Genomic DNA, 25,674 nt, shown 5'->3' with positions numbered 1-25,674 from the left:
GATCGGGTGACGGGGTACGGGTTCAGGTGGCGGCGGCGAACCGCTGCACCTGTTCGGTGGTGCCGGAGACGATCAGCAGAGCACCTTCGCGCAGTTCGGTCTCCCGGTCGGCGTAGGTGAACCGTTCCCCCGGCAGCTTCACTCCGATCACCGTAACCCCGTACCGCGACCGCAGGTCGGTCTCGCCGAGCCGCCGGCCCGCCGTACCGCTCGGCAGCCGGGTCTCGGCGATCGAGAAGCCGTCGTCGAACTCGATGAAGTCAAGCATCTTGCTGGTGATCAGGTGCGCCACCCGGTCGCCCATCGCGGCCTCCGGGTAGATGACGTGCCGGGCGCCGACGGAACGCAGGATCTTGCCGTGCTTGCCGGAGACCGCCTTGGCCCACACCTCGGTGACGCCGATCTCGGCGAGGCTGAGCACGGTCAACACGCTGGCCTCGACATCCGAGCCGATGCCGACCACCACCCGCTGGAAGTCCCGCAGACCCAGCTGACGCAGTGCCTCGGTATCGGTCGAGTCGGCCTGCACCACGTACGCCAGGCGGTCCGCCCACTGCTGGACCACCGCCGGGCTGGAGTCGACGCCGAGCACGTCGAGACCCATGCGCAGCATCGAGTCGGCGACCTGGCCGCCGAACCGGCCGAGCCCGATGATGACTACGGTCCTGGTGGACCTGGTGCCGGTGCGGTCAGCCAACGATGGGTCGCTCCTCTGGATAGTGGAACCGTCTCCGCTGGGTGTTCAACGCGATCGCCGAACCCAACGTGACGCTGCCGATCCGGCCGACGAACATCAGCACGACGAGCAGCACCTGGGCGGGATCGGACAGGTCACCGGTGATCCCGGTGGACAGCCCGGTCGTGCCGAACGCCGACGTCGCCTCGTACAACGCCTGTTCCCCGCCGATGTCGTCGGTCACGCTGATCAGCGCCAAGGTGCCGGCTCCGACCAGCGCCACCCCGATCAGCGCGACGGTCAGCGCCTGGCGTTGGCTGGCCGCGGCGATTCGGCGCCGGCCGATCACCACGTCGTGCTCGCCGCGCAGTTCGGACCAGATGACGAAGGCGAGCAAAAAGAAGGTGGTCACCTTGATGCCGCCGGCGGTGCTGGCGCTGCCACCGCCGATGAACATCATCCCGATGGAGACCGCCGTCGTCTCCGGGTTGAACTCTCCCGGGTGGACCGTGTTGAACCCGCCGGACCGGGTCATCACGTCCTGGAACAGCGCGGCCAGCAGCTTCTCCGGCAGGTCGAGCGGGCCCAGGGTACGCGGGTTGGCCCACTCGAAGGTGAGCATGCTGGCGAAGCCGGTGCCGATCAGCGCCAGCGTGCCCCATACGGTCAGCCGGGTGTGCACCGACCAGCGCCGCGGCCGGCTGCGCTCGCGGGCCAGCTCGAACAGGGCCGGGAAGCCGAGCCCGCCGACCACCACGCCGACGATCAGCGGCAGGCAAATCCACCAGTCGCCGACGAACTGGACCAGCCCGTCGGAGTAGAGGACGAAGCCGCCGTTGTTGAACGCCTGGACGGCGTGGAACAGCCCGTACCACAGGGCCCGGGGCGGCGGGTAGTCGTAGTGCAGCCACAGCCGGGCGGCCAGGACCAGAGCGATCGCCGTTTCGGCACCGAGCATCGTCGCCGCGATCCGCAGCAGCACCCGCCGGATGTCGGACAACGCGAGGCTGTTGGTCTCCGCCTGCGCGGTGAGCCGGCTGCGCAGCCCCAGCCGGCGCGACACCAGCAGGCCGAGCAGGGTGGCCAGCGACATGATCCCGAAGCCGCCGAGCTGGGTGAGCGCGGTGATCAGCACCAGGCCGAGCGGCGTCCAGTAGGCCGGGGTGTCGGTGACGGCCAGCCCGGTCACGCAGACCGCAGAGGTGGCGGTGAACAGGGCCGTGACGAAGGGCGCCGCGTCGGGTCCCTGGCGGCTGGCCGGCACCATCATCAGTACGGTGCCCACGGCGATCGCCCCGAGGAACGCGATCGGCACGATCCGGGCGGGGTCTCGCAGCGGCCGGCGCATCAATGCTGTCATACCATCGCAAAACCGAAGAACACCAAATATTTATTGACATTCATGTGATGGTCGACCGGTCACCGCCCGCCCGTCGCCCACCGGTCTCCCGCCCGTCGCCCACCGGTCTCCCGCCCGTCGCCTCGGGCGTCCTCACTGCCGCCCGACCGTGCCCGGGGAACCCCTGTGCGGAGACGACGTTGTCGCGTACCCTGCCGATCATGCTGCTCGCCGGCACCCTGTTGGCCACCATGGCGATCCCCACCGCCACCACCACCGACCCGGCAACCCGCGGCAAGCCGCAGGCCGAGTCGAAACCACTGGTCATCGCGCACCGAGGGGCCAGCGGCTACCGGCCGGAGCACACCCTGGAGGCGTACCGGCTGGCGATCCGTCAAGGCGCCGACTACATCGAGCCCGACCTGGTGTCGACCGCCGACGGGGTGCTGGTCGCCCGGCACGAGAACGAGATCTCCGGCGCCACCGACGTCGCCGATCGCGCCGAGTTCGCCGACCGGCGGGCCACCAAGACCATCGACGGGCGATCCGTCACCGGCTGGTTCACCGAGGACTTCACCCTGGCCGAGCTGCGTACCCTGCGGGCCGTGGAGCGACTGCCGCAGGTCCGGCCGACCAACACGGCGTTCGACGGTGAGTTCGCGGTGCCGACCCTGCAGGAGGTCATCGACCTGGCCCGGTCGGAGAGCCGGCGGCTGGGCCGGACCATCGGCATCTACCCGGAGACCAAGCACCCCACCTACTTCCAGTCGATCGGGCTGCCGCTGGAGGAGCCGCTGGTCGACACGCTGCGACGCAACAAGCTGACCCGGCGAACCGACACGGTGTTCATCCAGTCCTTCGAGACCGCCAACCTGCGCAAGCTGAGCCGGATGACCGACGTACGGCTGGTGCAGTTGCTCGGCGGCAGCGGCCGGCCGTACGACTTCGTCGTGGCCGGTGACCCGCGCGGCTACGCCGACCTGGCCACCCCGGACGGGCTCGCCTGGATCAGCCGGTACGCCGACGCCATCGGGCCGACCAAGGATCTGATCGTGCCGCGCGACGCCGACGGCGCGCTGCTGGCCCCGACCTCGCTGATCCGCGACGCCCACCGGGCCCGGCTGGCGGTGCACGCCTGGACGTTCCGGGCGGAGAACCAGTTCCTGCCGACCGACCATCGCATCGGTGCCGACCCGGCCGCCCGGGGCGACATCACCGCAGAGTACGAGCTGTTCTACGGACTCGGGTTGGACGGACTGTTCGCCGACCATCCGGACACCGCCGTGGCGGTCCGTGCCGCCACCCGCTGAGCCCGGCCCGGGGCCGCCGGTCGGTCGGTTCCGCCAGTCCTTGTACGGTCCAACCATGACCGTTACGCCGGACCGGGCCGAGTTGCGCGACCGCGCCGAGCAGACGCTGCACCGGCTGGCCGGGCCGGGCGCGACGTTGCGCGACGACCAGTGGCGGGCCATCGAGGCGCTGGTCGTGGACCGGCGGCGGGTGCTCTGCGTACAGCGCACCGGGTGGGGCAAGTCGGCGGTCTACTTCATCGCCACCGCGCTGCTGCGCGCCGGCCGGGCCGACGGTGATCGTCTCGCCGCTGCTGGCCCTGATGCGCAACCAGGTGGCCGCCGCGGAACGGGCCGGCATCCAGGCCCGCACGATCAACTCCGCCAACCTCGACGAATGGGACACCGTCAGCGCGGAGATCCGGGCCGGCACGGTCGACGTACTGCTGATCAGCCCGGAGCGGCTGAACAACCCGGACTTCCGGGACAACGTGCTGCCCAGCCTGGCCGCCACCACCGGCCTGCTGGTCATCGACGAGGCGCACTGCGTGTCGGACTGGGGGCACGACTTCCGCCCCGACTACCGGCGGATCCGGACCTTCCTGCGCGAGCTGCGCCCCGGGACGCCGGTGCTGGCCACCACCGCGACCGCAAACGCCCGGGTTACCGACGACGTCGCCGAACAGCTCGGCGACACCAGCGCCACCAGCGAGGGCGGGGCCGGCAGGCTCGGCGACACGCTGGTGCTGCGCGGTCCGCTGGACCGCCGGTCGCTGCGGCTGGCCGTGCTCGACCTGCCCGGCACCGCGCACCGGCTCGGCTGGCTCGCCGACCACCTCGACACGCTGCCCGGCTCCGGCATCGTCTACACGCTCACTGTCGCGGCCGCCGCCGAGACCGCCGAGTTCCTGCGCTCCCGGGGCTACGCCGTCGCCGCGTACAGCGGTCAGTCCGACGACGCGCAACGCCGCGCCGCCGAACAGGATCTGCTGGACAACAAGATCAAAGCCCTGGTGGCGACGTCCGCGCTCGGCATGGGCTTCGACAAGCCGGACCTCGGTTTCGTGGTGCACCTCGGCGCGCCGCCGTCGCCGATCGCCTACTACCAGCAGGTGGGCCGGGCCGGCCGAGCCCTGGACGGCGACCGGTACGCCGACGTGGTGCTGCTGCCCGGCCCCGAGGACCAGGCGATCTGGCGGTACTTCGCGTCACTGGCCTTCCCCCGGGAGGAACAGGTGCGCTCGGTGCTCGCCGCCCTCGAAAACGCCGGTCGTCCGCTCTCCACCCAGGCTCTGGAGCCGATCGTCGATCTGCGGCGCACCCGGCTCGAACTGATGCTCAAGGTGCTCGACGTGGACGGCGCGGTGCGCCGAGTGCGCGGCGGCTGGGTCGCCACCGGCGAGCCGTGGCACTACGACACCGCCCGGCTGCACCGGGTGGCCCAGGCGCGCACCGCCGAACAGCAGATCATGCAGGAGTACGCGGTACCGGCCGACACTGCCCCGCCGGCTGGCCGACCCGGCTGCCGGATGGAGTTTCTCCGCCACTGCCTGGACGACCCGCAGGCCCAGCCGTGCGGGCGCTGCGACCGCTGCGCCGGCGGGTGGCTGCCGTCCGAGGTGAGCCCGGACGCGCTGCGCGCCGCCGAGACCTTTCTCGGCCGCGCCGGAGTGGAGATCCCCCCGAAGAAGCTCTGGCCGACCGGGCTGGAGGCGGTCGGCGTACCGCTGCGCGGCAAGCTCGGCTCCGACGAGCAGGCACTGCCCGGCCGGGCCGTCGGGCGGCTGTCCGACCTGGGCTGGGGTAGCCGGCTGCGGGACCTGCTCGCCGCTGGCCGGCCGGACACCGCGCTGCCGGCTGACGTCGCCGGTGCGGTGATCGACGTGCTGCGCGAGTGGGCGCGCGGCGCCCAGCCCTGGCCGGCCCGACCGGTCGGGGTGGTGGCGGTCGCCTCCCGGACCCGCCCGGAGCTGGTGGCCAGCACCGCCCGCCGGATCGCCGAGGTCGGTCGGCTGCCGCTGCTCGGCTCGGTCGAGCCGGCCTGGGCCGAGCCGCCATCGGCTCAGGGCCGGGGCAACAGCGCCCAACGGGTCCGTACCGTGCACGACGCGTTCGCCGCACCGCCGGAGCTGGCCGCAGCGCTGTCCGGGCTGACCGGCCCGGTGCTGCTGGTCGACGACCTGGTCGACACCGGTTGGACGTTGACCGCCGTGGCCCGGCTGCTGCGGCGCTCCGGTGCCCCGGCGGTGCTGCCGTTCGCCCTCGCCACCACGAACTGACCCGGTCCGAGCGAGACGGGGTCGCCCAACCCCGGTCAGCCCGGCCGGCCGTAGCCCTTGATCGGCATCCGGTCGATCCGGTCGACGCGGACCACTTCACCGTGCCGCGGCGCGTGGATCATCTGGTCGGCCCCGATGTAGATCCCGACGTGCTGCACGTTGCGGTAAAAGAAGATCAGGTCACCGGGGCGGAGCTGGGCGCGGCCGAGCCGGGTGACGGTGCCGAACTGCCGGCGGGCGTTGTGCGGCAACTGCACCCCGGCCTTCGCCCAGGCCGCCGAGGTCAGCCCGGAGCAGTCGTACGAGTGCGGCCCGGCCGACCCCCACCGGTACGGTTTGCCGAGCTGGGCGTGGGCGAAGGCGACGACGCTGGCCGCGCGGCCGGTCGCCGCCTCGGGCAGTGGGTCGGCCGGGCTGCGGTCGGCGGCGGCGGCGCCGGACCGGTTCAGCAGCGCCTGCTGGCGGTCCCGCAGCTCGGTCAGCGCCCGGATGTCCGACTCGATCTGCCGCTGCGTGGCGGACAGCTGCCCCTGCTGCAGCAACTGCTGCTCGATCAGCGTGTTCGCCGCCCGGCGGGCCGCTTCGCTGCGGTCCCGGGTGTCGCGCAGCCCGGCGATCGTCCGCTCGTTGTCGCGGTTGATCACATCGGCGATGAGCAGTTGGTCGACGAAGTGTTCCGCCGACGCGGTGGACAGCAGGGTAGCGACGGGTCGGGCACCGTTCACCCGGTAGTTGCTGGCCGCGAGTTGGCCGACCTGATCGTGTCGGGCCGCGAGCTGCCGGTCCAGTTCGATGATCGTCTCGCTGAGTCCAGCAGCGCGTTCCTGGTTGTGGCGCAGGTCCAGCCGGATCTCGTTGTACTGCTCGACCACCGTCTCCAACTGGTGGGCCGCCTGGTCAATCCGCCGGTCCAACTCGGCGATCGAGGCCTGCGCCTGGGCCGGAGCCGGCAGCAACGTGGCGGTTACAGCGGTGACGAGGGCGGCTGCCCTACTTGCCAAGCTATTAACGGTCACAGATGGTACAACGACGGTACGTTGCGGAAGCCACGCCTGACGACACAGCCGAAGACCAGCCGACGACCCGACCGAGGCGTTGCCGGCCAGTAGCGACTACCGTCGGCGAGGTGGGAGAAACAGTGACCGGTGCCGGCGATCCGGCGGGGCCGACAGAGCCGCCGGGGCCGGGGACGTCGACCGTGCGGTTGGCGACCGGGGTGGCTGCCGTCGTGCTCGCGATGCTCGCCGGGTTCGCCCTGGGCCGGGCGGTGACCGCCCCGACCAGCATCGGCACCCAGTACGCGGCCGACGCGGCCGACGCGGCCGACCACACCCACCCGCCCGGGACCGCACCGCACGTGCACGGCGGCACCGACGGCGGTGACCAGATCTCCGGCCTGTCGGTCAGTGCCGGCGGCTACACCCTGGTGCCGGTGCGGCGACAACTGCCGATCGGCGACCAGGTCGACCTGCGCTTCCAGATCATCGACGCCGATCAGCGGCCGGTCACCGCCTTCGACGTGGTGCACGACAAGCCGATGCACCTGATCATCGCCCGCCGGGATCTGACCGGTTACCAGCACCTGCACCCGACGATGGCACCGAACGGCACCTGGAGCGTCCCGGTCCGGCTGGCCGCCGCCGGCATCTGGCGGCTCTACACCGACTTCACCCTGCGCGACTCCGGCGGTTCGCCGGTCGCGTTGACGCTCGGCGTCGACCTCGTGGTGGCCGGCGAGTATCTGCCGGCCGACCTGCCGGCCGCCGCCGACACCGCCGAGGTGGACGACTTCACCGTACGAATGCGTGGGGTCGCACAGCGCGGGGTGGTGACGCCGCTGCTGTTCGAGGTGAGCCGGGCCGGCCAGGCCCCGACGCTGGAGCCCTATCTCGGCGCGTACGGGCATCTGGTCGCGCTGCGCGACGGCGACCTCGGCTATCTGCACGTGCATCCGGAGGCCGAGCTGGTCGACGGCGCGGTGAAGTTCTGGCTGACCGCCCCGAGCTCCGGTGACTACCGGCTGTTCATGGACTTTCAGGTGGCCGGCGAGGTGCACACCGCCGAGTTCACCGTCACGGTCGACTGATCACGGTCGCCCCGCCGGCGTCCGGCACCGGCGGCAGCAGGGTCTGCAGCCGGGGGGTCACCGCCCACTGGTCGACCAGCGCCCGGTAGGCCCGGTGCTGCTCGCGCCGGTCCGGTACGCCGCCGCGCCGGGCCCGCAGCAGCAGGTTGCGCGGTGTGTGCTGGGAGTCGATGAACTCGACCACGTCCACCCGGTAGCCGTACGCCCGGAGCAGGGTCGCCCGCAGCGTGTCGGTGAGCACGTCGGCGAACCGTTCCCGCAGGATGCCGGCGGAGACCAGCGGCCCGTACGGCTGCGGTGCCGGCTGCCGGCGCAGCTGGGCGGCGATGTCGTGGTGGCAGCAGGGCGCGGCCAGCACCCACCGGGCCTGCCAGTCGACGGCGCGGGCCAACGCTTCGTCGGTGGCGGTGTCGCAGGCGTGCAACGCCAGCACCAGGTCCGGTGCCGGCTCGACCGGTGCCTGCCGGATCGTGCCGGCGACGAACCGGACCTGCCCGGCGCAGCCGAGCTGATCGGCCAGCGCGGTGTTGCGCCGCCGCTGGTCCTCGCGGACATCGACGCCGGTCACCACCGGCTGCGCACCGCGGGCCACCAGGTAGCGGTAGGCCGCGAAGGTCAGGTAGGCGTTGCCGCAGCCCAGGTCGACGACGTGCAGCGGCCTGGCGGGCAGTGGGTCGGGCAGGCTGGCGGCGAGTGCTCGTAGGAACGCGTCGACCTGGCGTCGTTTCGCGGCGTTGGCGCCGATCGCGGCGAACAGCGGGTCGTCCGGATCCAGCAGGTATCGCTTGGCCCGGTCGTGGTCGCCGGGGCCGGTGTCGGCCCGGTCGGCGGTCGACCGGTGCACCTGCGCCGTGCCCTTCTTGGTCACCCGCAGCTGCAGGGTGCTGGTGCTGGTCTCGACGTGCCAGTTGCCGAACGGCTCGGCGAGCAGCTGGTCGACCGCTGCTTCGGCGGGAGCACCCGGCGGCAGGTTACGGGTCACCGGCCGGGTGCCGTCGTTGGTGACGATCTGCAGATGGGTACCGGCCCGCAGGGCGACCGGTCGGAGCTCAGCCCGAACGACCGACGGGGCGGCGTTGCGCCGACGCCCGGCGGCGACCGCCCGGGTGAGCTGCGGGCTGAGCAGCAGCGCCCGGACGTCGTTGAGAGCGTCGGCGAGGGAGCGGGTCAGTTTTCGCCGCCGCTGCCCTGGTCGGTTCGGCCGGCTCCGCCGACCTGGTCGGCCCGGCCGGCTCCGCCTGAGCCACCCCGGCGGCGCCGACGGCGGCGCGTCGAACCGCCCGAGCCGCCGTCCGACGTGGCGGCGGCCGTGATCTCCGTACCGCCGGTGGACGCCGCACCGGAGTCGGTGCCGGCGCCGCCGTCGACGAGTTGGCCGCCGCGCCGCCGCCGCCGCGGCCGGCGGCTGACCGGGGCACCGTCCTCGCCGGCGGTCGTCGCGGTGGCGGCGGACCGGTCGGTGTCGTCCGGCGCGACGGAACGGCGCGACCGCGATGACCGGCGGGCGCGGCCGTCACCGCGCGCGCCGCGCTCGGCGCGGCCGTCGCCGTCTCCGCGCCGCCGTCGACCGGCGCTGCGTCCGCCGAGGTCCTCCTCGACCTCGGCGGACAGCCCGGCGCGGGTCCGATCGGCGCTGGGTAGCGTGCCGGAGACGTCGCGAGAGATGTCCAGGTCTGCGTAGAGGTGCTCAGAGGTGTGGTACGTCTCCGGCGGCTCGGGCATCTCCAGCCCGAGGGTCTTGTCGATGATCCGCCACCGGGTCATGTCCTCCCAGTCGACGAAGGTCACCGCCACCCCGGTCGCGCCGGCCCGGCCGGTGCGACCGATCCGGTGGGTGTAGGTGTCCTGGTCCTCCGGGCAGTCGTAGTTGATCACGTGGGTGACGCCGGAGACGTCCAGACCGCGGGCGGCGACGTCGGTGGCCACCAGGATGTCGATCTTTCCGGTACGGAAGGCGCGCAGCGCCCGTTCCCGGGCACCCTGGCCGAGGTCGCCGTGCACGGCGGCCACCGCGAAGCCACGGAAGTCCAGGTCCTCGGCGACCCGGTCGGCCGCCCGCTTGGTACGCGTGAAGATCATCGTCAGCCCGCGCTCCTCGGCCTGCAGGATCCGGGCGACGATCTCGATCTTGTTCATCGGGTGGGTGCGGTAGACCACCTGACGGGTCAGCGGCGGAACGCCCGCCTCCGTGGTGTGCCCGGCGTGGATGGTCACCGGGTGGCGCAGGAACCGCCGGGACAGAGCCACGATCGGGTCGGGCATGGTGGCCGAGAACAGCATCGTCTGCCGGTCCTCCGGCAGCATCGCCAGGATCCGCTCGACGTCGTCGAGGAAGCCCAGATCGAGCATCCGGTCGGCCTCGTCCAGCACCAGCGCCCGAATCCGGTCCAGCCGCAGCTTTTTCTGCTTGGCCAGGTCCATCAACCGACCCGGCGTACCGACCAGGATCTCCACGCCGGAGCGCAGCGTCTCGATCTGCGGCTCGTACGCGACGCCACCGTAGATCGGCAGCACCCGCACGCCCCGAGTGCTGCCGGCGGCGGCCAGGTCCTTGGCGACCTGCAGGCCGAGCTCGCGGGTCGGGACGACGACGAGTGCCTGCGGCACGCCGTCACCGCCCTCGGCCGGCGCGAGCACCCGGTCGATGAGCGGTACGCCGAAGCCGAGCGTCTTACCGGTCCCGGTCGGTGCCTGGCCGATCAGGTCGCTGCCGCGCAGCGCGATCGGCAGGGCGTACTCCTGGATGGCGAAGGCGTGGACGATGCCGACCTCGGCGAGAGCGGCCACCGTCTCCGGGCGGGCACCCAGGTCGGCGAAGGTGGGGCTGTCCGGCCGTGCCGGTGGGCGTTTCGCCGGCTCGTCACCGGCGTTGTGATTGAGAATGTCAGTCATCAGGTGTCGGGGGTGCCTCTCGTGGTGCGCCCCGCCTGTTCCTGAGGGCGCGTGTCGGATGCGGCGCCGCGATGGCGCCGGTTGTGTGGTGCGCACGGTGCGCGCCGGTTGTCGCCGGTGCCGGAAGGGCTCCGGTTGGGTGACGCGCCGAGCCGGCGCGTCCGATGATCGTCGGCACCGACGTCGGGTCGGTGCGGTGCGGGTGCTGCGACGTGCCGTCGCGATGCCGGGGCGACGCGTTGTCTGCGGCGTGTCGCAGTGCGTCAATTGACGGCGCTGGCCACACGCGATCAACAGATCGCGGGCCGCACGCGCGCCGCGAACCCCGCTCGAGCATCCTCGACGGCCGCAGCATTGCTGACCATGGTAGCTGACGGTCCGCGTCGACGTGCAGATCCTCGGCGACGGTGGCCGGACCGACGACTCAGCTGTGGTTCTTGTCACGCCGCCGGGGTGGTGCAGGCGCAGCGGCAGTGACGAAGGGCACGGTCGGCGGCGATGTCGGCCGGACAGCTTCGCGGCCAAGTCGAAGTCGCGACCGGAGCGGCGATCTGGCGGGTGATCTGGGCGGACCGATCCGGATCAGGGTGAACCGATCCGGATCGGTGCGGTCGGTGGCCGGCAGTCGGCAGTCGGTGGCCGGCAGCCGGGAGCTGGCTTGGCGGCTTCGGGGCCGGTCCGGCCAGGTCAGCGGACGGTGAAGCCGACCGAGCGGGGAGCGGCCTCGGCGATCTCCACGTACGCGATCTTGCTGACCGGGACGATGACCCGGCGGCCGCGCTCGTCGGTGAGTGACAGAGTCCCCTCGGTCGTGATTGCCTGGGTCACGATCTGCTCGATCTCAGCCGGTGACTGGGCACTGTCCAGGACGAGCTCGCGCGGCGCGTACTGCACGCCGATCTTGACCTCCACGGGTCCTCCTTGAGGTGGGCGAAAACAACGCCAACGCGAAGGTTAGCCGATGCGGACGCGCTGTGGTCAGGATGCCTCACCCTGCAGCGGGAACCCGGCGATGCCCCGCCAGGAGAGTGCGGCGAGCAACGACTCGGCTTCGTCCTTTGGCACCTGTCGACCACCGGCCAGCCAGAACTGGGCGGCGGTCTCGGCCGCGCCGACCAGCCCGGAGGCGAGCAGTTCGGCCCGGGATCGACTCACTCCGGTGTCCGAGATGATGGTGTCGGTGATCGACGCGATGCACTCGCGTTCGACGCGTTCCACCCGTGCCCGTACCAGCGGTTCGTTGCGCAGGTCGGAGTCGAAGACCAGCCGGAAGGCGCCGCTCTCCTCGTCGACGAAGTCGAAGTAGGCCTGCACCGCCCCGCTGACCCGCTCCTTGTTGTCGGTGGTCGCGGCCATCGCGGCGGCGACCTTCGCGATGATCGCGTCGCAGTGCGTGTCGAGCAGTGCCAGGTACAACTCCAGTTTGCCCGGAAAATGTTGATAAAGCACTGGCTTCGACACACCGGCCCGCTCCGCGATGTCATCCATCGCCGCCGCGTGGTAACCCTGTGCGACGAACACCTCCTGGGCGGCGGCGAGTAGCTGCTTGCGGCGGGCGGACCGTGGCATCCGGGCCGGTCGGCCGCTTGTCTGTGCGTCGCTCGACGCAGCGGTCATGTCGAACCTCCGAGTCCGGTCGCGGCCATCTGGTCGGCGAAGATACGAAACGATCAGTGCATTTCACCTGGCCGGTCAATTGGCCCGACGTTGCAACTTATCGCCACTGTCAGCACACGGTAGCCTCAGCGGGGGCGACCGAGGAGCGCACGGTGGACGAATCAGGTGAACCCCGCGGGGGCGCACCGGGACCAGAGGACGGCGGAGCGGATCCGCGAGACCGTCGTGACCAGGGCATGGGCGGTTGGACGGGGTCGCCGACCCGGTGGTCGGACGGCTCCGGTGTCGGGCCGGACACCGACCATGCCGATGCCGGCTGGGCCGCCCGCGACGAACCGGTGAGCGGCCCGCACTGGGATGACCCGCCGTCCCGGTACGCCGAGGTGCTGCCGTTCACCCGTACTCCACGCGGCGGCTCAGCCGCCCGCGGCTCCCGCAGCGCCGACAACGGCCGCGCCGCAGCCGTCAACGGCCGGCCGGTCACCGGGCCGGCCGAGACCGTCGTACCGACCCCACGCCCCGCGCCGGCCGGTGAGTCGATCCAGCCGGGCGGCGCGGACACCGGACGCGCCGACGACGAGCCGGCCGGCCGGGTGGCCGGTGGACCTGCGCACGACCCACCCGCAGCTGGCCGCCCGGCCGAGCGCCGGGGCGGTGACAACCCACGCCCGACCCCGACGCCGGTCAACCCGCCGCCCCGCTGGCAGGAGACGGCCCGGGTGGTGCCGACCGCGCCGCTGCGCGCGGTGCCGGTGGCCTCGGCGGCACCGGTGTCGCCCGCCCGGCGAGCCCGCCCCGGCACCCCACCGGGCTTCCAACCACCGACGACCAGTCGGCCAGGCGGGCAACGATCCGAGCCCGAAAACCGCTCGGTCGAACCCGACCGGCAGCGCACCGCGCAGTCCGACCTCCCGCCCGACCGGCCCGGGATGTCGTCCGACCGGCCCGGTTCCCCGGGCGCGCGGGCCGACCGGTCTGCTGGCGGCCCCGCCAGCCGTACGGCGGACGCAGCTGGACCCGACGACCCTGCCCGACGTGACGATCCTGCCGGACGCGACGACCCTGCCCGACCCGATGACCTTGCCGGACGCGACGACCCTGCCCGACCCGATGACTTCGCCCCGGCACCGCCGCAGCCTGCTGGGCAGCCGTCCAACGCCGGTCTGCTCCGGCAGCCGACCGGCGAATGGCCCGGTCCAGATGCTGGCGGGCCGTGGTCCCGGCAGGTGACCGGCGAATGGGCCTGGCCCGGTGCCACCGACGAGCGGCGACGGCCGGTCCCGACCAGCGCCGCACCGGTCGCCGACCAGTGGCATCGACAGAGCGCCACCGGCGAATGGCCGCGACCGACCAGCTCCGCAGCCTGGGACCGGCCCTCCGGCGACGAGGCGGGCCAGCGGATCCAGCGTGGTCAGGGGTCGCCCTCCGGGCCCCCGGCCGGCGATCCGGACCGGCCGTACGGGCAGCACTGGTCGGCGTCGGAGCCGGGCTGGACGGACGGGCCGACCGATTCGAGCTGGGCGGCCGCGGAATCCGGCGGTCAGGTGTGGGCGGCCGAGGCCGCCGGTGGGCCGGACGACCCGGCGCAACGGGACGACCCCGAGTCGTCGGCCTGGTCCGACGATCGGACCGCCACGGCTGACAGCGGCTGGTCCGGTCCGCCGCCACCGAGCTGGGGCGGCGACGACCGCAGCGGCTGGCCGGGCGCGGCGGGCGGCGAGTCGGGCTGGGCGATGCCAGATCCGCCGACCGTGCCGGAGGAGATGCCGTGGCGCCCCGACCGCCCGGCCGACCTGGGTCAGGCCGCCGGATACCGGCCGGCCAGTGGCCAGCCCCGGTACGAACCGACGGCTCCCACCGGCGGGCAGTACGAACCGACGGCTCCCGCCGGGCAGTACGGACCGGGGCGGGCCGGCCAGGGCGACAGCGGCGGGGATGCCGACGACCTGATGCCCCGCCGCCGGGCGGTTTCCCGCCGCGCGGACGACGAACTGGGCGAGGCGACGTCGTCCGGGCCGGCTGGCGCGTCGGTCCCTGTGGAGCCGCCTGGGGCACCGGTCACTGCCGAGCCGGCCGGTGGCGCGCTGCCGCCGGTCGAACATCCGGCGAATCTGTCCACCACCCCCATCGCGGCCGCCGCGCTGGACGCGTTGCCGCAGCGGGTTCCCGCTGACCCGGACGTGCCGACCGTGCCACAGCAGTTGCCGCCGGTCGAACACGCGGCGGAGACGCCGGAACTCGCGCGGATCGCGTCCCACCTGCGCCGAGGCGACGTCGTCGACCAGCCGCAGGAGCGGCCGGAAGGCTTCGACGTCGGAGCGATCCTGGCAGCGGTACGCGGCGTCGGCGGAGTTCGGGACGCCTCGCTGCGGACCACCGACGCCGGTGCCCACAGCCTCCGGCTCGACCTGGCCGAGGGTGCTGACCCGGCCGAGGTGAGCCGCCTGGTGGCGCGGCTGCTCCAGGAACGGATGGGCCTGGCGGCGGCCCCGCAGAACCTGCCGGGTGTCGAACCCGACCACGGGCTGCCGGCGTTGCCCGGCCGCGCCGATCTGCCGGCGCCGAGTCGGCCGCCGGGCCTGACGGCACCGCCGCCGACGGCGCCGGGCGGCATTCCCGGCTGGGTCGCCCCGGAACCGGCGGACGTACCGCGCCGCCGCCGACAGCCGTTGGGTCCCCGCCCCGGCCAGGACGACCCGCCGCCCCGGCACGCGGGTGCGGCCGCCGCTACATCCGCTGTGCCGTGCCCGGAGCCGGCCGGTACCGCGCCGGAGAGCGGGCCGCCCCGGCCGCTGAACCCGGGTGGCCGGCCCGGCCCCCGGGTCGTGCTGGACCACGTCCAGGTCAGCACGTTCGGCGTGGACGCCACCGTCGAGGTGCGACTGACCGCCGGCCAGCGGACCACGTCAGGAGTGGCGACCGGGCCGGCGGTCGACGGGTACGTGCTGCGGTTGTGCGCGGCGGCCGCCGCCTCGGCGATCGAGAAGCTGTTGGCCGGCCCGGCCGGCGCGGCGGACCGGGGACGGTGCATCGTCGAGCACGCGGCCGTGGTGCCGATGGGCGGCTGCGAGGTGGCGGTGGTCGTCGTACTGCTCGCCTGCGGTGGCTGGGTGGAACAGCTGGCCGGTTCGGCGGTCGTCTCGGGGGACCCGCGGCAGGCTGTGGTGCGAGCCACACTCGCCGCCGTCAACCGGCGACTGGACGCTCTGCTGGCCTGATCGGCACGCGCCTGCGGCCTGATCCGCAGGGGTCCGGCGGCCTGCCCGGTCGCTCAGAGGCCCGGTCGGCGCTCCGGGGTGCTCGGACCGACGCGCCGGTCCGGGGTGCCCGGACCGACGTTGGCTGTGGCACGCTGGTCAGCGATGTCCGACCGCCGTACCCGCCCGACGCGCCGTGGCCACCCGACCGGGGCACGGAGTCGGTCGGCGCACCGCCGGCAGCGGGGGGACGCGTCGCGTACCCGCCGACGGCAGCTGCGGTGGCCGGTGCTGGCGGCGGTGCTGGTGACCGTGCTCGGGCTGGCGGCGATCGGGTTCGCGTTGCCCCGGGTCGGAGTGGGCGGCGACCGGGACGCGGTGGCCGCGCCACCCGGCGGCACCACTGCGGCGACGCCCAGCGTCGAACCGCCCCCGACGACCGGTCCGCCCCCGACGACCGCGCCGCCCGCGCCGGTGCTGCGGCTGTCCGGCACGGCACCGTCGACCGGCAGCGGCGAGTTCGACTTCAGCTCGAAGCAGGGGAAGATCGCCGGTCGGTCCGGCACCCTGCGCCGCTACCGGGTGGCCGTGGAGATCGGGTCCGAGGAGGACGTCGAGGCGTTCGGTGACGCGGTGGAGAAGTTGCTCTCCGACGACCGGAGCTGGATCGGCGGCGGTCAACTGCGCCTGCAGCGGGTGCCGGACCAGGCCGGCCACGACTTCACGGTCTACCTGGCCACGGCGCAGACCGCCGCCCGGATGTGCCAGGCCGGCTGGGTGGACATCCGGATCGACGGCAAGCCGTACACCTCGTGTCGGGCGCAGGGCCAGGCGATCATCAACCTGGACCGCTGGCGGTTCTCGGTCGACCACTACGTCAGCGGCGAGGTCCCGCTCGACGTCTACCGGGCGTACGTGATCAATCATGAGGTCGGCCACGAGCTGGGCTACGGCCACGAGCGCTGCCCGGGGGAGGGCGAACCGGCCCCGGTGATGATGCAGCAGACCCTGTTCCTCAAGGGATGTGTGGCCAACCCGTGGCCGTTCCTGGCCGGTGAGCGGTACGCCGGTCCCCCACTGTGATCGGTCCGCTCGGCGGATCGTCGGAGGATACGGGGCGTACGGTCGGATTGAGTCCCTGAACCGATGGTCCCCGCGCGTCGTTCGGGCCTTACCGACATGACGTGACAATCTGGGCAGGTCAGGCCAGGGATTCGCGCCGGTTCGCCCCCTGCCGTGCACCAGTCCGACCGGCGCGGGTGGCGAAGCACGCCATGAGGGGCGGGCCACGATGCACGACCGACGACGAGTCACCGAGGAGCCGGACCACCGGCCGAGCAACGGGCCGGACCGCCAGGGGACGGACCGCCAGCGGGATCACCGGACAGAGCGTCGACGGGCGGCGCGTCGCCGACGCCGCCGGGCCGGGGCACTCGTCCTGGTAACGATGGCGGCGGCGCTGATCGTCACCGACGTCCTACGAGCCGGTTCCGGCACCACCGGGCTGCTGGCGGCCGCGGTACGCGAGCCCGGCCCCGGCGGCGGGGCGGCGCCCGCCGGCAGCGCACCGTCGGACGGCGCCGGCCTGCCGCCGACCTCATCGCCGGCCCCGTCGCCGGCCAGCTACCCGCAGACCGGGCCAGGCACCTTCGGTTACCTCACCGGGACCGGCCGGCTGCTCGGCTGGGCCGGGGACCTCCGCCGGTTCCGGGTCGCCGTCGAGGACGGGACCGGTCAGCTGGCCGACGAGTTCGCGGCGATCGTCGACGCGACGCTCGGCGACGAACGCAGTTGGATCGCCTCCCGGCAGTTCCGGCTGCAGCGGGTGTCCCGGGTCGACGCCGCCGAGTTCACCATCTACCTGGCCACCCCGGGCACCTCGGAGCAGATGTGCGCGCTCGGTGGGCTGTCCACCGAGAAGTACACCTCGTGCCGACTGCCCGGCCAGGTGATCATCAATCTGGCGCGCTGGCTGGAGGCGGTGCCGCACTACGACGGAACGCTCGCCGAGTACCGCGCCTACGTGATCAACCACGAGGTCGGTCACCAGTTCGGCATGGGACACGAACTCTGCCCGGCACCCGGCCGGCCCGCTCCGGTGATGCAGCAGCAGACGTACGGAATGCAGGGCTGTGTGGCCAACGGCTGGCCCTACCTGGACGGCAGGCGGTACGCCGGCCCACCGATGACCTGACCGATGACCATGACCGTGACCGGGCGACAGCGCCGTCGGCTATTCCCGGATCCCGGATGGCGGGCGGTGTCGCTACTCATGGCCGAGTCGGCGCGAAGCGAGCAACAATAGCGCAGCCAGCATTGCCGATCCCGGGGAGTTCACCGTGTCGTTGCCCCCGCTCGTCGAACCCGCCGCCGAGCTGACCGTCGATGAGATTCGCCGCTACTCGCGGCACCTCATCATCCCGGATGTCGGGGTCGACGGCCAGAAACGCCTCAAGAACGCCAAGGTGCTCTGCGTGGGCGCCGGTGGGCTCGGCTCGCCCGCCCTGATGTACCTGGCCGCGGCCGGTGTCGGGACGCTGGGCATCATCGACTTCGACACCGTCGACGAGTCGAACCTGCAGCGCCAGATCATCCACGGCCAGTCGGACATCGGCCGGTCCAAGGCCGAGTCGGCCGCCTCGTCGGTGCGGGAGATCAACCCGTACGTCAACATCCAGATCCACGACGTGTCGCTGGACAACGACAACGTCTTCGACATCTTCGGTCAGTACGACCTGATCCTCGACGGCACCGACAACTTTGCCACCCGCTACCTGGTCAACGACGCCTGCGTGCTGCTCGGCAAGCCGTACGTGTGGGGGTCGATCTACCGGTTCGACGGTCAGGTCAGCGTCTTCTGGGACCAGCACGGCCCGAACTACCGGGACCTCTACCCGGAGCCGCCGCCGCCCGGCATGGTGCCGTCCTGCGCCGAGGGCGGCGTGCTCGGGGTGCTCTGCGCCTCGATCGGGTCGATCATGGTCACCGAGGCGATCAAGCTGATCACCGGCATCGGTGACCCGCTGCTCGGCCGGCTGATGGTCTACGACGCCCTGGAGATGACCTACCGGGTCATCAAGATCCGCAAGGACCCGAACGGCGAGCCGATCACCGGGCTGATCGACTACGACGATTTCTGCGGCGCCGTGTCGGCCGAGGCCGAGGAGGCGGTCGTCGACTCCACCATCACCGCCCGCGAGCTGAAGGACTGGCAGGACGTTGGCAAGGACTTCTTCCTGGTCGACGTCCGGGAGCCGGCCGAGTACGAGATCGTCAAGATCCCCGGCTCGACGCTGATCCCCAAGGGCGAGTTCCTCAACGGCGAAGCCCTGGCGAAGCTGCCGCAGGGCCGGCAGATCGTGCTGCACTGCAAGTCCGGCGTACGGTCGGCCGAAGCCCTCGCCGCGGTCAAGGCCGCCGGTTTCACCGACGCCGTGCACGTCCAGGGCGGGGTGCTCTCCTGGGTCAAGCAGGTCGACCCGTCGTTGCCCAGCTACTGATCCAGCCCGCCGGCCACCACCCGCTGTGCCGCTGACGACGGCGCCGCCGGGGATCTGGTCCGTCCAGGTCCCCGGCCGGCTAGTTGACCTTGACTGGGTTACCGAGGCGGACCGCCGGACCCGCCGGTAGCCTGTCGTCCGTGGTCGATCTGGATGCTGCCATCGGGTTCGTAGTCGCGCACGGCGACACTGTGGACCGGGCCCGGCTGTCCTGGTTGCGGACCGGGGCCGCCCCGCAGCCCGACGCACTCACCAGCGCCGAGGTCGGGCAGGCCCCGGACGGCGGCTGGCCCGCCTTCTGGGCCGGCGACGTCGCCTCGGTCGACGCCACCTGCTTCCGGCTCGCCGAGCTGGACGACCTCGGTGCGCTCGACCGGCCACCGGCCCGCAAAGCGCTCGACTGGCTGGCCAGCCGGCAACGGGCCGACGGCAGCTGGGAAGAGGACGAGAGCCTGGCCGCCGAGGCACCCGACTGGGCGCGGCCCGGCGACCCGGAAGCCACCTACTACCTGACCGCCAACGCCGGCTACTGGCTGAGCGTCGCCGGTGCCGACGGTGCCGGCGGTGCCGGCGACCCCGGTCACCGCGCCGCCGCGCAGCGCGCCGCCCAGTACCTCGGTGCCCAGATGCGCCCGGACGGCACCTGGCCGTCGTACCTGCTGGCCGGCTGGCTGGCCGCCGCCACCCTCTACCGGCAGACCATGTTCTACGAGTCGGCCCGGATGCAGGTGGTGCTCAACGACCGGCTCGCCACCATGGCCCCCGGCGACGTCGCCCAGCTGGCCGCCGCGCTGCGCCGGGCCGGCCTGGCCGACGACGACTGGCTGCTGACCAACGCCCGCCGCCGACTGGCCACCACCCAGCGCAGCGACGGCGGCTGGGACAGCGACGCAGGCGACGCGTTCGAGGTGCACGTCGTCCTGGCCGCGATCCGCGCCTGCCGCTGACCGGGCTGCCGGCGCGCGCCCCGCCGCTGACCGGGTTACCCGCGCAGGTGGCCGTCGCCGGTGACCACGTACTTCGTCGAGGTCAGCTCCGGCAGCCCCATCGGCCCGCGGGCGTGCAGCTTCTGGGTGGAGATGCCGATCTCCGCGCCGAAGCCGAACTGCCCGCCGTCGGTGAACCGGGTCGACGCGTTCACCATCACCGCCGCCGCGTCGACCCGGGCGGTGAACTCCCGGGCGGCGCTCGCCGAGTCGGTGACGATCGCCTCGGTGTGCCCGGTGCCGTACCGCTTGATGTGCGTTACCGCCGCGTCGAGTGAGTCGACGATGGCGACTGAGATGTCCGCCGACAGGTACTCGGTGGCGAAGTCGTCGTCGGTGGCCGGCACCACGTCGGCCGAGAACGCCGCGACCTCCGGGGTGCCGTGCACGGTCACATTCGCGTTCCGCAGTTCCTTCAGCATTTTCGGCAGGAACGCCGCCGCCACGTCCACGTGCACCAGCAGCGACTCGGCGGTGTTGCAGGTCGACAGCCGCTGTGTCTTCGAGTTGACCGCCACGGCGAGGGCCTTGTCCAGGTCGGCGGCGGCGTCGACGTACACGTGGCAGTTGCCGACACCGGTCTCGATCACCGGCACCGTCGACTCCTCGACCACGGTGCGGATCAGGTCCGCCCCGCCGCGCGGGATCAGCACGTCGACCAGGCCGCGCGCCCGCATCAGCTCCTTGACCGAGTCGCGCGACGAGGCGTCCAGCAGCTGCACCGCGTCGGCCGGCAGTCCGACGCCGGCCAGTGCGTCCCGCAGCACCTCGACGAGGATCGCGTTGGAGTGCGCCGCCGACGACGAGCCGCGCAGCAGCGCCGCGTTGCCCGACTTCAGGCAGATCCCGGCGGCGTCGACGGTCACGTTCGGCCGCGCCTCGTAGATGATGCCGACCACCCCGAACGGCACCCGCACCTGGCGCAGCTCCAGACCGTTGGGCAGGGTCGAGCCGCGTACCACCTCGCCGACCGGGTCGGCCAGGCCGGCCATCTCCCGCAGCGCCTGCGCCATGTCCTCAATGCGCTTCTCGTTGAGCGCGAGGCGGTCCAGGATCGCCGTCGACAGGCTGTTGGCCCGTCCGGCGTCGAGGTCGGCCGCGTTCGCGGCCACGATCTCGGCGGTACGGGCGACGAGCGCATCGGCCATCGCCAGCAACCCGGCGTCCTTGGCCGCCCGGGTCGCGGTGACCAGCTCGTCGGCGGCCACCCGCGCCTGCTTGGCCTGCTCGGTCACGCTCACGCTCGCGCTCATTGTCGTCGTCTCCTCACATGTTCCGCTACAGCAGTACCAGGTCGTCGCGGTGCACGACCTCCCGCTCATATCCTGGCCCCAGTGCCGCGGCCAACTCACCGGTGGACCGGCCGAGCAGCGTCGGCAACTCCACCGCGTCGTAGTTGACCAGCCCACGGGCCACCGGCGCACCCGCCGCGTCGACCAGGTCGACCGGGTCGCCGGCGGTGAACGTGCCGTCAACGGCGGTGATCCCGGCCGGCAGCAGCGACTTTCGGCGGGCCACCACCGCCTGCACCGCGCCGGGGTCCAGGTGCAGCCGGCCCCGGGGTGCGGTGGCGTGTGCCAGCCAGAACAGCCGGGCGGCGGGCCGGCGCTCCACCCGGTGGAACAGGGTGCCGACGGTGTCACCGCGCAACGCTTCGGCGGCGAGCGGGGCGGCGGTCAGCACCACCGGGATACCGAATCCGGTGGCGATCCGGGCCGCCTCCACCTTGGTGACCATGCCGCCGGTGCCGACCCCGGCCCGTCCGGCCCTGCCGATCGCCACCCCGGCCAGGTCGGCGGCGTCGCGTACCTCGGTGATCCGTTCGCTGGCCGGCTTCGCCGGGTCGCCGGTGTAGAGGGCGTCGACGTCGGAGAGCAGCACCAGCAGGTCGGCGTGGACCAGGGCGGCGACCAGGGCGGCCAGCCGGTCGTTGTCGCCGAACCGGATCTCGTCGGTGGCGACGGTGTCGTTCTCGTTGACGATCGGGACCGCGCCGAGGTCGAGCAGCTTGCGCAACGTCCGGTACGCGTTGCGATAGTGCACCCGCCTCGTCACGTCGTCGACGGTGAGCAGCACCTGGCCCGTCGTCAGCCCGTGCCGGGCCAGGCTGGCGGCGTACCGGCCGATCAGCAGCCCCTGCCCGACGCTGGCCGCCGCCTGCTGGGTGGCCAGTTCATTTGGGCGTCGGGTCAGCCCGAGCGGCGCGAGCCCGGCCGCGATCGCCCCGGAGGAGACGAGCACGACCTCCCTGCCCTGCGTCGTGAGGGAGGCGAGGACGTCGGCCAGGGCGTCGACCCGGTCGCCGTCCAGGCCGCCGCCCGCTGTGGTGAGGGAGGATGAGCCGATCTTGACGACGACCCGCTTTGCCTGGGTAACTGCGGCACGCACGATCCCCATTCTGCTTCCCTGCCCGGCGACGCCTGGCCCGAGATCTCATATCGTGGCGTGCGTGACCCCGCAGGAGTACGTGGAGGAAGTGCTGGCGCTCGTCGAACGCATCCCGCCTGGGAAGGTCATGTCGTACGGGGCGGTCGCCGACGCGCTTTCTGAACGCAGTCGTCGTTGTTCGGCCCGCCTGGTCGGCAGCATCATGGCCCGGCACGGCGGCGGCGTCCCCTGGCACCGGGTGGTGACGTCGGCCGGCCGGCTGCCACCGGGACATGAGGAGCGGGCTCGGGCTTTGTTGCGTGCCGAAGGCTGCCCGTTGCGCGGTGACGGTGTCGACATGAAGGCCGCCGCCTGGTACCCATGACGGCATGGCCGTCCAGCAGCGGGTGAGCCTCGGGTACGCGTCCGGTTCGCTGGTCACCGGGGCGTTCGGCACCGTACCCGCGTCTCCCCGGCCGTCCACAGCCCGGTGAACACCATCCTGGTGGCGGTGCCGGTGCTGCTGCTGCGCGGCTACAACCTGACCGAGGAGAAGCTTGCCCAGGTCACGGCGTCAGGGTAACGGGGATGACGCTAGCAGGACCGCCGTCGCGCTGAGCTAGCGTGACCGCCACGGCGGAGGCGTTGCCGGTCGACGGCGTACCAGGTGATCAGGTGCTGGACGAGATCCGGGCGTTGCGGGCCGGTGACGCGCCCACGCACGGCGGACGGCTGTTCGCCTACGTCTACGATCCGGCGGTCGCCGGGCTCGACGAGTTGGCGCACGCCGCGTACGGGCTGTCGGCGCACGTCAACGGGCTGGACCCGACGGCGTTCCCGTCGCTGCTGGCGATGGATAGCGCCCTGGTCGGCGCGGCAGCAGCCCTGCTCGGCGGCGGCCCGGTCGGCGGCGGCTCGGCCTCCGGCGGTGCTGAGTCCGGTGCGCCGGAGGTCGTCGGCAGTGTCACCAGCGGCGGCACCGAGTCGCTGATCCTGGCGGTCAAGGCGGCCCGGGACGCCCGGCCGGAGGTGACCCAGCCACGCATGGTGGTGCCCGCCGCGCGCATGCCGCGTTCGCCAAGGCCGCCCACTACCTCGGCGTACGGGTGGACACCGTGCCGGTGTCGCCGGTCACGTTGCGCCCGGATCCGGCGGATGTCGGGGTGGCGATCGGCCCGGACACGGTGCTGGTGGCGTGCTCGGCCCCGTCGTACGCGCACGGGGTGATCGACCCGGTGGAGCAGATAGCGTCATTGGCGGCGGAGGCCGGGGTGCGCTGCCATGTGGACGCCTGCTTCGGCGGCTCGTCGCTGCCGTGGCTGCGGCGGCTGGGCCGGCCGGTGCCGGCGTTCGACTTCACCGTGCCCGGGGTGACGTCGATCTCGGTTGACCTGCACAAGTACGCGTACACGCCGAAGGGGGTGTCGGTGCTGCTGCACCGGGATCCGTCGCTGCGCCGCCCGCAGTACTTCGCGTACGCCGACTGGCCCGGCTACACGATGATCAACCCAGGGGTGTCGTCCACCCGTTCCGGTGGGCCGATCGCCGCCGCGTACGCCGTCCTGCGCCACTTGGGTGAGGCCGGTTACCTGGCCCTGGCGGAACGCACCATGGCCGCCGTCGACGTGCTGGCGTACGCGGTCCGGGCGACGGACGGCGTACGGCTGCTCGCCGAGCCAGAGTCCACGGTCGTCTGCTTCACCGCTGACACCGGGGGCGGTGCAGGCGACACTTCCGGCGTTGTCGACGTGTTCGTCTTGGCCGACGAGTTGGCGGCGCGCGGCTGGCACACCCAACCCCAAATGTCGTACGGCGACATCCCGGCCAGCATCCATTTGAGCGTCGCTGCGTCAGTGGCGGAGGAAGCACCGCCCTTCGCTCCTGCCTTGGCTGATGCCGTTTCTGCCGCGCAGGCCCATGGCCTGGTGACGGTGCCGCCTGAGCTGGCCACCATGCTCGCCGCACTGGCGTCGCCGGGATCGCCTGGCTCGTCAGGGTCGTCGGCGTCACCTGGGACGGTCCCTACTCCGGACGTCGTCGGCGCACTCGCCGGCCAACTCGGCTTGGGTGGCCCTGCTGGGCCTCCTTTGCCGGAGCGGATGGCGGTGGTCAACACCGTGCTGGATCTCGCTCCACCGGGGGTGCGGGAGCAGCTGCTCATCGAGTTCCTCAGCCTGCTGCAGCGCCCCAGCTACTGATCCATCCGGCACGGTCGCCACCTCGATGTGAGGCTTAAGACACCCATCCCGAGCGAGGCGACGTTGCTCAGCCTCACATCGATGGCCTCTGCGCCGGTGGTCGATGCGTCAGCGCACCAGGGTCTGAGGCCAGGTCGAGATGTCGTCCACGTCGGTTGCCACCTGCACCGAAGCAAGGATCAGGTCGACATCCTGGATGCTGAACCCCTGGTGGTTGTCCTTGCCGATGCGGGCGCTGAGATTCAGGTTCGGCAGACCGAGCAACTCCACCTCGTCTCGGCCCGGGTACAGGAATGCCTGCCGGCCACCGACCACATGATTGGCCCGTCCGGCATTGCCCGACCGACCCGGCGCGTACTGAGCTTGCACCTCCATCCGGTCGGCCCTCTCCCGTTCCAGCACGACCCCTCCGTCGGCGTACCGGCCGTCGATGAAGCCCACCGATGCGCGGACTATCCGGGTTCCGTCCGGCAGGGTGCCGAGTTGGAACGGCAATACGATCCGCTGTGCCCGGTTGAGATCGAGAGCGGCGATCACCTGCCGAGCGTATGTGTCGTCCGGGGCCTGCACCCGAAGCCAGAGACCCTGCACTGGCTGCTCTCGGATGACGACGCCCAGGTCATTCTGGCGCTCGATACTGTCCAGGACGGCCATGTCGTGTCCGATCGCGGCGTAGACCAGATCCTGCTCGCCTACGCCTACCTCCAATTGCTCGTACCCGTCGCCGCTGGTCCAGTCGAAGTGGCGCGCGGCGGTGATGAGTTCCGGCGCGTCGAAGTGGACCAGATTGGCGTCGGCACCGACGCGGGTCGGGTCGGTCCGCGCACCGGGTTCACCAGTCGCCTCGGGCAGTGCGCTGATGACTCCGGCCCCGGGTGCGAAGGTGTCGCCGCCGACCGGCCAGCGAGCTATCCCGGCGGACACGCCAGCGACGACGATCGCCGTGACCGTGGCGAGCCCCGTTCCGACCAGGAAACGGCGCCGACGCCGGTAGGCGCGACCACGCGAGCTGGCCCGCTCCAGCAGAGCAGTGCCGTCCACCTCGCCGGCGGCGCGGCTTCGCAGACTTTCGGTGAGAAGTTCCTCAACGTCATTCATGGGTTCGGCCTTCCTCGTCATTTGTTGACCGGATGCTGCGTGCGCAGCGCCGCCAACGCCCGCATCGTGTGGGTCCGGACCGTGGTCTTAGCCTCGATCCACCGATGAAGGTTGGACCGGCAGGACCCCGGATGTAGAAAGTGCCCTCTG

General features: G+C 72.3%; 18 protein-coding genes and 2 pseudogenes. 10 read left to right on the top strand and 10 right to left on the bottom strand.

What is annotated here, in order from left to right:
- Positions 1-22: 22 nt before the first annotated feature.
- Together ACFHWS_RS06650 and ACFHWS_RS06645 are read right to left on the bottom strand one after the other, a co-directional pair.
- Entirely contained in the window at positions 23-697 is a 675-nt protein-coding gene (locus tag ACFHWS_RS06650; RefSeq protein ID WP_416551214.1) for a potassium channel family protein, read from the bottom strand.
- Entirely contained in the window at positions 690-2,024 is a 1,335-nt protein-coding gene (locus ACFHWS_RS06645; RefSeq protein ID WP_416567828.1) for a TrkH family potassium uptake protein, read from the bottom strand. The genes ACFHWS_RS06650 and ACFHWS_RS06645 overlap by 8 nt, the downstream gene beginning before the upstream one ends.
- A 191-nt stretch (positions 2,025-2,215) precedes the next feature.
- Here ACFHWS_RS06645 and ACFHWS_RS06640 point away from each other — a divergent pair, with 191 nt between their 5' ends.
- The gene (locus tag ACFHWS_RS06640) at positions 2,216-3,325 is read left to right on the top strand and encodes a glycerophosphodiester phosphodiesterase (protein ID WP_416551216.1); all 1,110 of its coding nucleotides are present in this window, start codon (positions 2,216-2,218) and stop codon (positions 3,323-3,325) included.
- Between the two features lie 55 nt (positions 3,326-3,380).
- Positions 3,381-5,583: pseudogene (locus ACFHWS_RS06635) on the top strand (DEAD/DEAH box helicase).
- Positions 5,584-5,618: 35 nt separating this feature from the next.
- Here ACFHWS_RS06635 and ACFHWS_RS06630 read toward each other — a convergent pair.
- Complete coding sequence (locus tag ACFHWS_RS06630; RefSeq protein ID WP_416551218.1) at positions 5,619-6,584, bottom strand: NlpC/P60 family protein; 966 nt, start codon at positions 6,582-6,584, stop codon at positions 5,619-5,621.
- 125 nt (positions 6,585-6,709) lie between these two features.
- On the opposite strand from ACFHWS_RS06630, the gene ACFHWS_RS06625 reads away from it, so the two are divergent.
- Positions 6,710-7,669 carry a hypothetical protein gene (locus ACFHWS_RS06625; RefSeq protein ID WP_416551219.1) on the top strand — a complete coding sequence of 320 codons (960 nt, stop codon included), beginning with the start codon at positions 6,710-6,712 and terminating at the stop codon, positions 7,667-7,669.
- Here ACFHWS_RS06625 and ACFHWS_RS06620 read toward each other — a convergent pair.
- The 4 genes from ACFHWS_RS06620 to ACFHWS_RS06605 all read right to left on the bottom strand — a co-directional run bounded on the left by ACFHWS_RS06620 (position 7,656) and on the right by ACFHWS_RS06605 (position 12,178).
- Complete coding sequence (locus ACFHWS_RS06620) at positions 7,656-8,840, bottom strand: class I SAM-dependent methyltransferase (protein ID WP_416551399.1); 1,185 nt, start codon at positions 8,838-8,840, stop codon at positions 7,656-7,658. The genes ACFHWS_RS06625 and ACFHWS_RS06620 overlap by 14 nt on opposite strands.
- On the bottom strand, positions 8,837-10,561 hold the full coding sequence (locus ACFHWS_RS06615) for a DEAD/DEAH box helicase (RefSeq protein WP_416551220.1): 1,725 nt from the start codon (positions 10,559-10,561) through the stop codon (positions 8,837-8,839). Before ACFHWS_RS06615 ends, ACFHWS_RS06620 begins: the two co-directional genes overlap by 4 nt.
- Positions 10,562-11,248: 687 nt before the next feature.
- Positions 11,249-11,473, bottom strand: coding sequence for a DUF3107 domain-containing protein (locus ACFHWS_RS06610; protein WP_278173586.1), 225 nt, complete (start codon positions 11,471-11,473; stop codon positions 11,249-11,251).
- 66 nt (positions 11,474-11,539) lie between these two features.
- A complete protein-coding gene (locus ACFHWS_RS06605) occupies positions 11,540-12,178 on the bottom strand; it encodes a TetR/AcrR family transcriptional regulator (RefSeq protein ID WP_278173588.1) in 639 nt (212 codons plus the stop codon).
- Between the two features lie 236 nt (positions 12,179-12,414).
- Here ACFHWS_RS06605 and ACFHWS_RS06600 point away from each other — a divergent pair, with 236 nt between their 5' ends.
- The 5 genes from ACFHWS_RS06600 (at position 12,415) to ACFHWS_RS06580 (ending at position 19,822) form a co-directional block, all read left to right on the top strand.
- Entirely contained in the window at positions 12,415-15,396 is a 2,982-nt protein-coding gene (locus tag ACFHWS_RS06600) for a hypothetical protein (RefSeq protein WP_416551221.1), read from the top strand.
- A 144-nt stretch (positions 15,397-15,540) separates the two neighbouring features.
- Positions 15,541-16,458, top strand: coding sequence for a DUF3152 domain-containing protein (locus ACFHWS_RS06595; RefSeq protein WP_416551222.1), 918 nt, complete (start codon positions 15,541-15,543; stop codon positions 16,456-16,458).
- Positions 16,459-16,822: 364 nt separating this feature from the next.
- A complete protein-coding gene (locus ACFHWS_RS06590) occupies positions 16,823-17,569 on the top strand; it encodes a DUF3152 domain-containing protein (protein ID WP_416567827.1) in 747 nt (248 codons plus the stop codon).
- Between the two features lie 145 nt (positions 17,570-17,714).
- Positions 17,715-18,875, top strand: a complete 1,161-nt coding sequence (gene moeZ / locus ACFHWS_RS06585; protein WP_416567826.1) for an adenylyltransferase/sulfurtransferase MoeZ — start codon at positions 17,715-17,717, stop codon at positions 18,873-18,875.
- Between the two features lie 140 nt (positions 18,876-19,015).
- Entirely contained in the window at positions 19,016-19,822 is an 807-nt protein-coding gene (locus ACFHWS_RS06580; RefSeq protein WP_416551225.1) for a prenyltransferase/squalene oxidase repeat-containing protein, read from the top strand.
- 35 nt (positions 19,823-19,857) lie between these two features.
- Here the strand turns inward: ACFHWS_RS06580 and ACFHWS_RS06575 are convergent, their stop codons facing one another.
- Both ACFHWS_RS06575 and proB read right to left on the bottom strand, forming a co-directional pair.
- Positions 19,858-21,102: a glutamate-5-semialdehyde dehydrogenase gene (locus ACFHWS_RS06575; RefSeq protein WP_416567862.1), complete on the bottom strand. Its 1,245-nt coding sequence runs from the start codon at positions 21,100-21,102 to the stop codon at positions 19,858-19,860.
- Between the two features lie 37 nt (positions 21,103-21,139).
- Positions 21,140-22,249, bottom strand: coding sequence for a glutamate 5-kinase (proB, locus tag ACFHWS_RS06570; protein ID WP_416567825.1), 1,110 nt, complete (start codon positions 22,247-22,249; stop codon positions 21,140-21,142).
- Positions 22,250-22,310: 61 nt separating this feature from the next.
- Here proB and ACFHWS_RS06565 point away from each other — a divergent pair, with 61 nt between their 5' ends.
- Entirely contained in the window at positions 22,311-22,613 is a 303-nt protein-coding gene (locus ACFHWS_RS06565) for an MGMT family protein (RefSeq protein ID WP_416567824.1), read from the top strand.
- Between the two features lie 239 nt (positions 22,614-22,852).
- A pseudogene (locus ACFHWS_RS06560) lies at positions 22,853-24,426 on the top strand (pyridoxal phosphate-dependent decarboxylase family protein).
- Between the two features lie 108 nt (positions 24,427-24,534).
- On the opposite strand, the gene ACFHWS_RS06555 reads toward ACFHWS_RS06560, so the two are convergent.
- Complete coding sequence (locus ACFHWS_RS06555; RefSeq protein WP_416567823.1) at positions 24,535-25,524, bottom strand: hypothetical protein; 990 nt, start codon at positions 25,522-25,524, stop codon at positions 24,535-24,537.
- Positions 25,525-25,674: the final 150 nt, after the last annotated feature.

Origin of the sequence: Micromonospora sp. LOL_013 (assembly GCF_048060315.1) — a bacterium.
Lineage (GTDB): Bacteria > Actinomycetota > Actinomycetes > Mycobacteriales > Micromonosporaceae > Micromonospora_E.
Note: the sequence above shows the minus strand (reverse complement) of the source record. Positions and strands in the feature narration are given on the sequence as shown.